We start from the raw sequence: 12,602 nt of genomic DNA, 5'->3' as shown, positions 1-12,602 counted from the left end.
TGTGGATGTCCTCGCCGTCCGGGGTACCTGAGAGATTGACCCTTGGCGGATGGCCACGGGCTTGCCCCTTCGGTGGGCCGGCTCAGGGGCCGGCCTCTCTCCAGTGAGGAACGCGTCGAGTGTCTGTCACCCGCCGCGTCTTGTCAGTCCTTCTGCCTGAGCGTTGTTGCGCCTTCGGCGGCCCCCAACTTCTCCGGGGCGCTCTCCTGACGGCCGGCATTCTAGCGATCAGTTTGGGCTCGCTTGCTCGAAGCGGTCGACTTGCCGTATGGGTTTGAACATCCAGCTCCACAGTCCCACCACACCCAGCGTGCACAGCGCGCCGCTGACGGCGGCTGGCACCGCGCCCATCCAGTGGGCGGCGCTGCCTGCGCGGAACTCGCCAAGTTCGTTGGACGAGCCGATGAACAGCATGTTCACTGCGTTGACGCGGCCGCGCATGTCGTCCGGTGTCGAGAACTGCACCAGCGCGCCGCGGATGTACATGCTGACCATGTCGGCCGCGCCCGCCACGGCCAGTGCCAGCAGCGACAGCCAGAACCAGTGCGACAGCGCGAACACCAGGTTGGCTGCGCCGAACACGGCCACGGCCCAGAACATGCGCCGACCGACATGCCGGTCGAAGGGGCGCGCGGCCAGGTAGAAGCCCGTAGCCACCTCGCCGATGGCCATCGCGCTGCGCAGCGCACCCAGGCCGGCGGGGCCGACCTGAAGCACCTCGTGCGCATAGACCGGCAGCAGCGCCACCACGCCGCCCAGCAGCACGGCGAACAGGTCCAGCGAGATGGTGCCCAGGATGATGGGGCGGGTGCGGATGAAGTGGATGCCGGCGCCGAAGCGCTGCCAGATCGTGCCGCCAGCGGCGACGGCCACCGCACGCGCCACCGGCACGCGCAGCAGCAGCGCCGTGCCCAGGCCCAGGCTGGCGAAGCACACGGCGTAAGTCAGCGCCCCGCCGCCAGCTGCGTAGAGCAGGCCGCCCAGGAAGGGGCCGCCGATGCTGGCCACTCGCAGCAGCATGCTGTTGGCGGCCAGCGCCTGGGCCAGCTGTTCGCGGGCCACGATCTGCGGGATCAGGCTCTGCAGCGCCGGCGCGGAGAAGGCCCGCGCGCAGCCGAACAGCACCAGCACCGCATAGATGCCCTGGACGCTCGCCGAACCGTGGCCCGACAGCCACCACAGGGCAGCCGCGCACACCGTGCTGACCGCCCAGCTCGCCGCCAGGATGGGTTTGCGGCTGAAGCGGTCGATCAGGTCGCCCGCCGGCAGCAGCAGCACCAGCATGGGGATGAACTGCGCCAGGCCAACATAGGCCAGCGCGATGGGCTCGCGCGTCAGGTCATAGACCTGCCAGGCCACGACGACCGCCTGGATCTGCGTGGCCAGCACGGCCAGCAGCCGCGCAACGAGGAAGTGGGTGAAGCCGGTGTTGCGATAGACGCTGGCGGCTGGAGCGGCGGGTGAGGTCGTGGACAAGGCGGGCAACGGCAAGGGGCGGCGCGGCGAGTGTAAGAAGGCAACGTTGCGGGCTTGTATCCCGTCGCCCCCCACCCGCCGCGCCCCAGGCGCGGCGCGGCGTCAATCGCCGTGGCCGTGCGCGGTCTCCAGCGCGTGGCTGTCGATGGGCATGGTCTGGCCGTCGGCACCCTCGAAGAACAGTGGCTTGCGGACCTTGGCCACCGGCGCGACCTGGTTCATCGTCATCGCATCGAACAGCCGGCCGTTTTGCATCACCTGGGCGATGCGGTCGCTCTGGCGGATGTCGGCCAGCGGATTGCCGGCGATGACGACGAGGTCGGCCAGCTTGCCGGGCTCGATGGAGCCGAGGTCCTTGTCAAAGCCGAAGTTGCGCGCCGGATTGATGGTCGCGGTGCGCAGCGCCTCCATCGGCGTCATGCCGCCCATGACGAACATCCACATCTCCCAGTGCGTGCCGAGGCCTTCGCGCTGGCCGTGCGCACCAATGGAGGTGTTGACGCCGGCGCGCGACAGCGCCGTCGCCGTGCGGGCCACGCGGATGATGTTGAAGTCTTCCTCAGGCGCGGTCTCGCGGCGCACGGAGCGCGGCTCCAGCACCGTGCGCGGCACGTAGCGGCTCAGCAGCGGGTGCTTCCAGACCTCGGTGCGGGCATACCAGTAGTGCTCGCCGTCCAGGCCGCCGTAGCCGACATTCAACGTGGGCGTGTAGCCCACGGCTGTCTGGCTCCACAGCTGCTTGACGTCGTCCCACACGTCGGCCAGCGGCAGCGAATGCTCCACGGTCGTGTGACCGTCGACGACCATGCTCATGTTGTTCTGGAACAGCGAGCCGCCCTCGGGCACCACCATCATGCTCGTCTGGCGCGCGGCCTCCAGCACCTGCTGGCGCTGGTCGCGGCGCGGCTGCTGGTAGCTCTTGACGCTGATGGCACCTTCCGACTTCTGCCGGTTCAGGTGGGTCAACGCATCGTCCAGGCTGTTGACGTTGGAGTAGAAGGGCGTGCGGGCACCGTAGAGGATGGTGCCGGTCGAGTAGATGCGCGGGCCGAGCACGAGGCCGGCTCGCTGCATCTCGCTTTGCGTGAAGATGGCGGCGTTGTTGTTGGACGGGTCGTGCAGCGTCGTCACGCCGAAGGCCAGCGAGGCCAGGTTGACCCAGCTCTGCTGCGGGATGATGCCGGAGTCCATCATCGCGCCGTGCCAGTGCGCATCGATGAAGCCCGGCACGATGGTCTTGCCGCTGGCGTCGACACGCTTGGCGTCGGCCGGCACGGGAATGTCCTTGCCGACGGCGACGATGCGGTTGCCGTCGACGACGATGGTGCCGCCCTCGATGACTCCTTCATCGCCCTGGCCCTTCATCGTGACGATGCGAGCGCCCGTCAGCGCGATCTTGCCGCTGGGCTTGTCGCTGACCTGCTCGAAGCCGATCTTGCGCGACGTCGCCTTGTCCTTGCCCTGGGCGTTGGCCGTGAACAGCTCGTCGCCCAGTGTGAAATGCAGTTGCTGGCTGTCGCCGCTCCAGTGCAGCGCCGAGCCGGCGTTGACGTCGAGCTGGCGTACCGGCAGAGCGTCCATCTTGGCGCCGACGGTGATGGCCTTGCCGGCCTGGCCCTGCACGCTGGGCAGCGGCATGACGTAGGCGTGGAAGCGCTCGACGAAGCCCAGCCACTGGCCGTCGGGCGAGACAGCGTACTCGGAGGCCGCGTCGCTGCGGGCCACCTCGGTCTCGCTGCGGTCGCGCAGGTTCAGCCTCATGAGCGCAAAGCGCTGCTCGACCTCGCTGGTGCTGCTGGTCTTCGTGAAGAACAGATCATCGCCCGAGGCGCCGAACTGCGGCGCGCTGCCGTCCTTGCTGATGCGCTCCGCCTTGCCGGAGCCGTCGGCAGCGGCGAGGTAAAGCCCCGTGTCCAGGCTGTGCCAGGGACTCGTCAGGGCTCCGCCCTTGACCTTGCGGTAGACCAGTTGCCGGCCGTCCGGCGACAGGCGTGGCTCCAGGTATTTCCCGGGCTGCTTGATGAGCACCGTCTCCTTGCCCGAGGCCAACTCCAGGCGGCGGATGCTGCCCTGGACATCGTCGCGCCAGGTGGCGTAGACCAGGCTCCTGCCGTCGCGCGACCAACTGGGCGCGAACTCGAAGGCGTCGTTCTGCTTCGTGAGGCGGCTCGGCGTGCCGCTCGGCAGGTCCTTGATGTAGAGCGACCCGAGCGCGGAATAGACGACGCGCTTGCCGTCCGGCGACACCTGGGCGCCGCGCAACTGGTGCACGGCGAACTTGTCGGGCGCCACCACCTGGGCATAGCGCATGGGCTCGCGCAGCTCGCGCGTGTCCTTCACGTGGAAGGGGATCTCGGCGGCAGAGCCCTTGAAGGGGTCCACGCGCCAGATCTTGCCCTCGGCCCAGACGACGATCTCCTTGCTGCCTGGCATCCACGCGAAGCTGGGGTAGACGCCCCACATGGCCCAGATCTCCTGCAGGTCGCGCGACAGACCGCTCCAGGCCGGGAACTCGCGGCCGGTCTGCAAGTCCTTCAGGAACAGGGTGCTCTGGTTGCGCACGCGGCGCACGAAGGCGAGGTAACGCCCATCGGGCGAGGGCGTGGGCCGCACGGCGCCGCCGGGGCCGGTCACGAAGGCCTCGACGGAGCCGTCCTGCAGGTCCTGGCGGAAGATCTTGTAGATCTCGCCGTTGCTGTCCTTGTTGTATTCGAAGACGCGGCCGGGCGTGGTGTCCTGCGAGTAGTACAGGTACTTGCCATCCGGCGACATGGCGGGCTCGCCCAGGTCCTTCTGCCAGTTGGGCTTCTCGTTGAGCTGCACGCCCTTGTTCTTGGCCGCGTCAGCGTCCACCGCGTACAGCCAGATCTCGCCGGAGCCCGCGCTGCGCGTGCCGGTGTAGTGTTTGCGCGCCAGCAGGTAGCGCCCGTTGGGATGCCAGACGGGATTGTTCAGCAGGCGGAAGTCTTCCTTGGTGACGGCGCGTGCATTGCTGCCGTCCACGTTCATGACCCAGAGGTTGTCTCCGCCGCCGGCGTCGCTCAGAAAGGCGATCTGCTTGCCATCGGGCGAGAAGCGGGCCTGCTGCTCCCAGGCGATGGAATGGGTCAGCGCCTTGGCCTCGCCACCGGCGACGGGCAGCGTGTAGAGATCGCCCAGCAGGTCGAAGACCAGGGTCTTGCCGTCAGGGCTGACATCCACGCTCATCCAGGTGCCGGTCTTCACGTCGATGGTCGCCGTCTTGGCCACGCCCGGCGGCGCATTGACACTCCAGGCCGGCGGCTTGGTGGCGGCATCCTGGGCCTGGGCCGACAGCGTGGCGGCCAGCAGGAGGGCGGGGAGGGCTTTCAGGCGGTGCATGGGTGGGTGTGCGGATGAAACGGGACAGGTTAGCGCCCACGGCGGGGCGTCACCTTCGTCATTCAGGGGTGCCACCAGGTCGTGGCGCGGGCGGAGGGTGAGGGAGCGCTCAGCCCAGCAGCCACCACAGCAGCAGGCCGCCGAAGATCAGCCACTGCAGGCCGTAGTAGGCAAAGCGGCTCCTGGCCTTGATGCGCTTGCCGAACAGGCGCACCTGCTGCACATAGGCGAAGGCCTTGTTGATGCCGCCGGTCTTGTCGGTATCGGAGTTGGGCGCTGCGGCGGCACGGATCAGCGTGTGGCTGATGAAATGGTTGAACCAGCGGGCCACGGGGTTGTTCAGCGGTCGCTCGACGTCGCAGAACAGGATGATGCGCATCTGGTCGGACTGGTTCTCGGCGTAGTGCAGGTAGGTCTCGTCGAAGATGACGCCCTCGCCGTCGCGCCACGAGTAGCGCTCGCCATCCACCGAGATGTAGCAGCGGTCGTCGTTGGGCGTGACCAGGCCCAGGTGGTAGCGCACGGACCCTGCGAAGGGATCTCGGTGCGTGACCAGGCGCCCGCCCGGCGGCAGGGCCGCGAACATGGCCGCCTTCACGGTCGGGATGCGCTGCAGCAGCTCGGTCGTCACGGGGCAGAGTTCCCGCGCGGACGGATGCGCGTCGCCGTACCACTTCAGGTGAAAGCGCGTCCAGCCGGTCTTGAAGAAGCTGTTGAAGCCTGCGTCGTTGTACTTGTCGCTCTTCTTGATCTCGCCGGCTTCGGCCAGCTTGTAGGCTTCCGCGCGGATGTCCTGCCAGTGGTCTTCCAGCAGCTTGAGCTCCGGGAAGCCCGCAACCGGCAGATAGGGCTTGGCCGGCAGTCTGGAGAACATGTACATCAGGCAGTTGATGGGCGCCATGAAGGTGGAGTGGTCCATCAACTGGCGGAAGAAGCGCAGGCGCACGCGGCCGCGGAAATGCACGTAGACCGTGCTCGCCACGAAGACCGCCACGATGGCGAGCTTGATATAGGGAATGTCGTGGGTCATGGATTCAGGGCCGGGCGTAGAAGTCAGTCTCGCCCGGCGGGCGCGACTTGAAGCGCTTGTGCAGCCAGAAGTACTGGTGCAATTGTCGGCGCGCCTGGGCTTCGATGACGGCGTTCATGCGCGTGGCGTCCGCCACGATGTCGTTGGAGGGGAAATTGTCCATCGCCGGCTCGATGACCAGCGTGTAGCCGTCGGCCTCGCGGCGCGGGTAGCAGGGCAGCACGGCGGCCTGGGTGACGGCCGCCATGCGCGACAGCCCGCCTATGGTGGCCGCCGGCACGCCGAAGAAGGGGACGAAGACCGAGTCGCGGTGGCCGAAGTCCTGATCGGGAAGGTAGTAGAGGCGGTAGCCGTCTTTCAGCGCCCGCAGCGTGGGCCGAGTGCCCTGCTGGCGGGAGAAGATGATGCCAGTGCCGAAGCGCAGGCGCCGGGCGCGGAAGAATGCGTCCAGCCACGGATCCTTTTGCACCGAGTAGATGCTGACCAGCGGCGTCTCCAGCGACACGCGCAGGCCTGCCAGGTCCAGGCCCGTGAAGTGGGGCATCATCAGGATGACGTTGCGTCCCTCCAGCGCCTGAAGGTGCTCCAGCCCCTGGATGCGTACCAGGCGCTTGAGCCGCTCGCGCGAGGCGAACCATCCGTAGCCATACTCCAGCAGCATCTGCACCATGGCGACGAAGTGCCGGCGCAGCAGGCGGCGGCGCTGCGCCTCGCTCAGCTCAGGCAGGCACAGGCGCAGGTTGACCTCGCCGATGTGGCGCCGCGAGGTCGGCAAGGCCGAAATCAGGCTGCCGAGCACCCAGCCCAACGCCGAGATGGCGCGAAAAGGCAGCCAGCTCAGCAGCCAGACCAGGCCGACCAGCAGCTTCACGCCCACGCGCCCCCCTCGGCCAAATCCATGCACGACATCCAGTACCCCAACGCTGTCCAGGGGCGGCATCGTAGTGGCTGCAAGCCGCTCCCGCCTGAGCATGGTGCTTGATCCATCGCAAGGGTGTCACCGATGCGGCTCGCTAGGGTGGCGGCATGAACATCCTGCTCATCCTCGGTCACCCCGACGGCACACGCCGCCACCTCTGCCATGCGCTGGCCGACGCCTACGCCGCCGGCGCCCGCCAAGGTGGCCACGAGGTGCGGGTCGTGGACGTCGCCAGGCTGGAATTCCCGCTGCTGCGCAGCCAGCAGGACTGGGAGCAGGGCACGGTGCCCGCAGCGTTGGCGCCGGTGCAGCGGGACCTCGAATGGGCCGGCCACGTCGTGCTGTTCTTCCCGCTGTGGCTGGGCGACATGCCGGCATTGCTCAAGGCCTTCCTGGAGCAGGTCGCCCGTCCTGGCTTTGCCATCGGCAAGGACCACGGCAACCCGTTGACGGCCAAGCTGCTCAAGGGGCGCTCGGCACGCGTGGTCGTCACCATGGGCATGCCGGCGCTGGTCTACCGCTGGTACTTCCGCGCCCACAGCGTGAAGTCGCTGGAACGCAACATCCTGGGCTTCGTCGGCTTCGCTCCCGTGCACGAGACGCTGGTCGGCAGCGTGGAGCAGCTGGGCGAGAGCGGCGTGGCGAAGTGGCTCATGCGCCTGCGCCGGGCCGGCGAAAAGGCGGCCTGAGCTCTTCAGCTGCCCGGCTGCAGGTCGCGGCTGACGTGGACGATCTCCGACGGTTCGTACTCGTCGGGCTTCATGTGAAAGCCCTGCGCCCTGAGCAGGCCGAGCATGGCGTGGTTGACCCGCAGCACGTGGCCGACGATGCGCTGCGTGCCGCGCGCAGTGGCGTAGTCCAGCAGCACCTGCATCAGCAGGCGGCCCAGGCCCCGATGCTTGAGGTCGCTGCGCACCATGAGGGCGAATTCGGCCTCGACGTTGTCGGGGTCTCGCACGAGACGGGCCACACCCAGCGTGCGGGCCCCGCCGGGAGCATGCTCGTCAACGGCGATGAACGCCATCTCGCGCTCGTAGTCGATCTGCGTCAGGCGCGCCAGTTCATCGTGCGACAGCCGGTGTGGCGCCTGGAAGAAGCGCATGCGCAGGTCCTCGGGGCTCATGGCCTCGAGAAAGGCGCGGTGCTGGGCCTCGTCCTCCGGCCGGATGGGACGCAGCAGCAATTCGCGCCCCTGCCAAGGCAGCGCGCGCACGAGCCCGGCAGGGTAGGGGCTGATGGCGAAGCGGGCTACGCCCGACGGTGAAGCGGCCGACAGGCGCACGCGGCCACCCATGGCCAGTACCCCATGTTCGCTGATCCACAGCGGGTCGATCTCGAGCTCCGCCATCTCGGGCAGGTCGGCCAGCATCTGCGCGACAGCGATCAGCGCGTCGCACAGCGCATCGATCCGCGCTGGCAGCCGGACGGGGCAGGCGCGGGCTACCAGCTCTCGCGCCAGCACGCGGTTCAGCGGCGGCAGCGCGACGGCGCCACCGTCGGGCATGCCTCCCGCCATACCACCCCGGCCCAGCCGCAGCACGGGGCCGAAGACGGGGTCGACATGGGCACCGACGCTGAACTCTTCGGCCCGGGCCAGCGCCGGCGCGTTGCATGGGGCGGCGGCGACCGGAATACCGCAAGCCCCGAGCAAATCCCTGGCCTCCTGCGCATCCAGCGATTCGCGACCGGCGGCCAGCGCCCTACCTACGATCCGGCGTGCGCGATCGAGGTCGGGATCGGCGTTGGCGCAGGCGGCCGGTGTCTCGCGCAACGCAATCTGGTTGCGGCGGTAGGTCTGCATCAGTGCGAAGGCGCGCACGGCCTCCTCGGGCGTGTCGTAGCCGGCGATGCCGGCGGCCTCGAACGCACGCCGTGCCGGTGCCACGCTCTCGCCGCCCAGCCAGCAACTCAGCACCCGCCCGCGGTTGGCCGCGATCAGCGGCGCGCAGGCTTCGGCGATGGCGAGGCTCGGTGCGATGGCCGTGGGTGCGTGCACGAAGAGCAGGGCGCCAGCCTCCGGCGCGTCGAACAGCGCCTTGAGCGTATCCACATAGCGCTGCGCAGGCGCGTCGCCGATGATGTCTATGGGGTTTGCGTGCGACCAGTCGGGTGGCAGGAGGGCGTCCAGCCGCTGCAGCAACCGCTCGCCCGGCCGGGCCAGCGCCACGCCCAGGGCCCTGGCTGCGTCGGCCACCATGACGCCGGCGCCGCCGCCATTGGTCATGACCATGAGCTCCCGACTCGGGTTGTCGCGAAAGCGCGCCAGCGTCTGCGCGGCGATGAAGAGCTCCTTCAGGGTGTCCACCCGCAGCATGCCCGCGCGGCGTATGGCCGCGTCGAAGACCCTGTCCTCGCGGGCCGGCGTGCGGCCGGCCTTGACGACGATGACCGGCTTGACGCGGGCCGCGGCCCGGGCCGCCGACATGAACTTGCGCGGCGCGGTGATCGACTCGATGTAGAGCAGGACTGCCCGCGTGTGCCGATCCAGGACGAGATGGTCCAGCAGGTCGCCGAAGTCGACGTCCATGTGCTCGCCCAGCGAGATCATGTGCGAGAAACCGATGCGTTCGCCGTTTGCCCAGTCCAGCAGGGCTGTCAGAAGCGCGCCGGATTGCGAAACCAGTGCAAGCTCTCCGGGCAGGGCGTTGGCCTGCGTGAAGCTGGCATTGAGTCCGATGCGCGGACTGAGCAGGCCGATGCAGTGCGGCCCCAGCAGGCGCAGCGTGTGTGGCCGGGCTGCGTCCAGGGTCGCCTGCTTCTGTTGGGGCGTGAGGCCGGCCGTCACGATGGCCACGGCGCGCGTGCCGCGCTCGCCCAGCCGTGCCACCAGTGGTGCGACGGTGTCGGGCGGCGTGCACAGCACGGCCAGATCGGGCACGAAGGGCAGGGCGTCGGCGCTGCCGAAGCAAGGCTGGCCGTCCAGGATCCGCAGCCGCGGATTGACCGCCGCCAGCTGCCCCTTGAAGCCACCGGCCAGGAGGTTGCGCCAGACGGTGGTGCCGACGCGGGCAGGCTTGTCCGAGGCGCCGAAGACGGCCACGGACTGGGGCGAGAGCAGGCTGTCGAGGTGGCGCTGGGTCATGGGCGGCATCGTCATGCGACGCTGCCGTGCCGGCCTTGCGCCGCGTCAAGCTTGACCCAGCGCAAGCGCCGGGGCGAGCGAAGCGCGCAGCATCCGGGCATCGCCCGCCGCGGGCGAAAGGAGTGGTCCATGAAGATCGTTCTTGCCGTGGACGGCAGCCCGTACACCAAGCGCATGCTGAGCTACATCGCTGCGCACGAAGAGCTGGTGGCGCCTGACAACGAATTCATCGCCCTGTACGTGACGCCCGAGTTGCCGCCGCACGCGGCGCGTTTCCTGCCGCACGAGGCCCTGCGGCAGTACTACGCCGACGAGGGCGAGAAGGTGCTCAAGCCGGTGCGGGAGTTCGCCCAGATGCAGGGCTGGCCCTGGCGTGAGCGCCATGCGGTGGGCCGTCCGGGCGAGACGCTGGCGGAGATCGTGGACGCGGAAAAGCCGGACCTCCTCGTCATGGGCTCGCACGGCCATGGCAGCTTCACGAGCGCACTGCTTGGCTCGGTTGCCGGGCGGCTGCTGGCGCAGACCCGGGTGCCTGTGTTGCTGATCCGCTGACGCGCTATTCCAGCGCCAGCACCAGCTCCTTGCCGGCGCGCAGCACGACGAAGCGCGTTTCCGCCACCGAGCGCCAGGCGAGCAGCGCGTTGACGAGGTCGGCGCTGCCGCCGATGGCTCGGCCGTTCATCGTGGTGATGATGTCGCCAGCGCGCAGCTGCAGACGTTCCGCGAGGCTGCCGCGTGGCACCGACAGGATGAGTACGCCGGTGGTCTCGCGACGCCCTGCGGCCCAGGCAGTCAGCGGCGGCACGTCGTCGAACTGCGCACCAAGGCGGGGGCGTGCAGGGGCGCGGTTGTCCTGGCGCAGCTCGCCGACGATCTGCAGCACGATGTCGATGGGGATGGCCAGGCTGGCGCCGGGCGTGCCGGCGGGGCCGACGATGGTGCGTGCGTTCATGCCCGCGATGGCGCCGCTGGCGTCCAGCAGCGGACCGCCGGAGTTGCCCGGGTTCAGCGCCACGTCGCTCTGGATGAACATCAGCTCGCCGTCATCGCCGAAATGGCGGTCCTTGCCGCTGACGATGCCGGCCGACACCGAATGCTCCAGGCCGAAGGGCTCGCCGATGGCCATCACCCAGTCACCCACTCGCAGGCTGCCGGAGCGCGCGAACACGGGCCGCACGGATGGCGGTGATTCGATGCGCAGCAACGCAATGTCCGTCGTCTCGTCCTGGCCTTCCACCTCGGCGGCGATCAACCGCTTGTCGGGCAGGGCCACGAGGATCTGCGGCGATTCCCCGAGCAGGTGGGCGGCGGTCGCAATGCGGCCCTTGTCATCGACGAAGAAGCCGGCACCGACACGAGGATCCTCCTCCCCGGCCACGAACATGTAGACCCCCACGCTCCAGGCAGAGCCGCGCTGGAATGCCTCGGCGAAGCTGGTGGGCTGGGTCTTGGCAAGCGCGCGGCCCGCGCCGGCCGCCTGGGCCTCAGGCGCGAGGGCGAGCAGGGCGGCGCACGCGAGGAGCAGGGCGGAAACGGGGCGTCGGGGCATGGCCGCCACCCTAGCGCGTTGGCGGTCCCGGCCTCTTGATGGTTGTCAAGCCGTTGGGCGGCCGCCACGGACGGTCAGGTCCGGGCCAGCTCGGGGGACGGCAGGGTCAGGTGAAGCTCAGCACGGCGCGGCCGTCGATGCGGCCATGCCGCAGGCCATCGAAGATGCGGTTGATGTCGTCCAGCCGGTGCGTGGTTGTGCTGGCGTGCACGACACCTTCGGCTGCGAACTGCAAGGCCTCGTTCAAGTCCTGGCGCGAACCGACGATGGAGCCGCGCACGGTCTTGGCGTTGAGGACGACGTCGAAGATGGGCAAGGCGAAGTCGCCCGGCGGCAGACCCACCATGGACATGGTGCCGCGCTTGTGGAGCATGCCCAGCGACTGGCCGAACGACTCGCGCGACACGGCCGTCACGAGGGCGCCATGGGCGCCTCCCAGCTCCTTTTGCAGAGCGGCCACCGGATCCTGCTCGGCGGAGTTCACGCAGAGTTCGGCCCCGAGGCGTTGCGCCATTTGCAGACGGGCGTTGTCGATATCGACCGCCACGACGTGAAGGCCCATGGCCCGCGCGTACTGCACGGCCAGGTGACCCAGGCCGCCCACGCCGACGACGGCCACCCACTGGCCTGGCCGCGCGTCCAGCACCTTCAGGCCTTTGTAGACCGTGACCCCAGCGCAAAGGATGGGTGCCAGGGACTCGAACGAGAGGTTGGATGGCAGGTGGCCCACATAGGCGGGGTCCGCCAGCACGTATTCCGCGAAGCCGCCGTTGACGGTGTAGCCCGTCATCTGCTGGTGATCGCACAAGGTCTCCCAGCCCGTCAGGCAATGCTCGCAATGGCCGCAGGCGGTGTGCAGCCAGGGTACGCACACACGGTCGCCCTCGCGAATGCCCTTGACGCCGGCCCCCACGGCGGCGACGTGCCCCACGCCTTCGTGGCCCGGAATGAAGGGCAGGGGGGGCTTGACCGGCCAGTCGCCGTCGGCGGCATGCAGGTCGGTGTGGCAGACCCCGCACGCGGCCACCTTGACGAGGATCTGCCCTGCCGGCACCTCGGGAACGGGGACTTCCTCCAGGCTCAGAGGCTCACGGTAGGCACGGACAACGGCGGCTTTCATGCTGGGCATGGCAACTCCTCATGTTGAAGGCGCCAGAAGCCGGGCATGGACAGCAGGGCGTTCAGG

Annotated in this window: 9 protein-coding genes and 2 riboswitches; of the genes, 2 read left to right on the top strand and 7 right to left on the bottom strand. The window is 68.9% G+C overall.

Going from position 1 to position 12,602, the window contains the following annotated elements; translation table 11 throughout:
- Positions 1 to 4: 4 nt before the first annotated feature.
- Positions 5 to 114, bottom strand: a riboswitch (glycine riboswitch).
- 20 nt (positions 115 to 134) lie between these two features.
- Positions 135 to 219, bottom strand: a riboswitch (glycine riboswitch).
- Positions 220 to 228: 9 nt separating this feature from the next.
- From QM732_RS09520 to QM732_RS09505, 4 genes are all read right to left on the bottom strand, one after another.
- Positions 229 to 1,491 (bottom strand): MFS transporter, encoded by a 1,263-nt coding sequence (locus tag QM732_RS09520; protein WP_415655927.1) that lies wholly within the window; start codon positions 1,489 to 1,491, stop codon positions 229 to 231.
- Positions 1,492 to 1,578: 87 nt separating this feature from the next.
- The gene (locus QM732_RS09515; RefSeq protein WP_415655926.1) at positions 1,579 to 4,836 is read right to left on the bottom strand and encodes an amidohydrolase family protein; all 3,258 of its coding nucleotides are present in this window, start codon (positions 4,834 to 4,836) and stop codon (positions 1,579 to 1,581) included.
- 109 nt (positions 4,837 to 4,945) lie between these two features.
- Positions 4,946 to 5,845, bottom strand: coding sequence for an aspartyl/asparaginyl beta-hydroxylase domain-containing protein (locus QM732_RS09510; protein WP_415659358.1), 900 nt, complete (start codon positions 5,843 to 5,845; stop codon positions 4,946 to 4,948).
- Positions 5,846 to 5,870: 25 nt separating this feature from the next.
- On the bottom strand, positions 5,871 to 6,806 hold the full coding sequence (locus QM732_RS09505; RefSeq protein WP_415655925.1) for a lysophospholipid acyltransferase family protein: 936 nt from the start codon (positions 6,804 to 6,806) through the stop codon (positions 5,871 to 5,873).
- 86 nt (positions 6,807 to 6,892) lie between these two features.
- On the opposite strand from QM732_RS09505, the gene QM732_RS09500 reads away from it, so the two are divergent.
- Positions 6,893 to 7,474 (top strand): NAD(P)H-dependent oxidoreductase, encoded by a 582-nt coding sequence (locus QM732_RS09500; protein WP_415655924.1) that lies wholly within the window; start codon positions 6,893 to 6,895, stop codon positions 7,472 to 7,474.
- Positions 7,475 to 7,479: 5 nt separating this feature from the next.
- Here the strand turns inward: QM732_RS09500 and QM732_RS09495 are convergent, their stop codons facing one another.
- On the bottom strand, positions 7,480 to 9,867 hold the full coding sequence (locus tag QM732_RS09495; protein WP_415655923.1) for a GNAT family N-acetyltransferase: 2,388 nt from the start codon (positions 9,865 to 9,867) through the stop codon (positions 7,480 to 7,482).
- Positions 9,868 to 9,996: 129 nt separating this feature from the next.
- Between QM732_RS09495 and QM732_RS09490 the strand changes: the two genes are divergently transcribed.
- Positions 9,997 to 10,419: a universal stress protein gene (locus tag QM732_RS09490; RefSeq protein WP_415655922.1), complete on the top strand. Its 423-nt coding sequence runs from the start codon at positions 9,997 to 9,999 to the stop codon at positions 10,417 to 10,419.
- Between the two features lie 4 nt (positions 10,420 to 10,423).
- On the opposite strand, the gene QM732_RS09485 is transcribed toward QM732_RS09490, so the two are convergent.
- Complete coding sequence (locus tag QM732_RS09485) at positions 10,424 to 11,416, bottom strand: S1C family serine protease (RefSeq protein WP_415655921.1); 993 nt, start codon at positions 11,414 to 11,416, stop codon at positions 10,424 to 10,426.
- 106 nt (positions 11,417 to 11,522) lie between these two features.
- Positions 11,523 to 12,545, bottom strand: coding sequence for an alcohol dehydrogenase AdhP (gene adhP / locus QM732_RS09480; protein ID WP_415655920.1), 1,023 nt, complete (start codon positions 12,543 to 12,545; stop codon positions 11,523 to 11,525).
- Positions 12,546 to 12,602 lie beyond the last annotated feature (57 nt).

This window comes from Roseateles sp. (assembly GCF_047654805.1).
In the GTDB taxonomy this organism is placed as follows: Bacteria; Pseudomonadota; Gammaproteobacteria; order Burkholderiales; family Burkholderiaceae_C; genus Pelomonas.
Note: the sequence above shows the minus strand (reverse complement) of the source record. Positions and strands in the feature narration are given on the sequence as shown.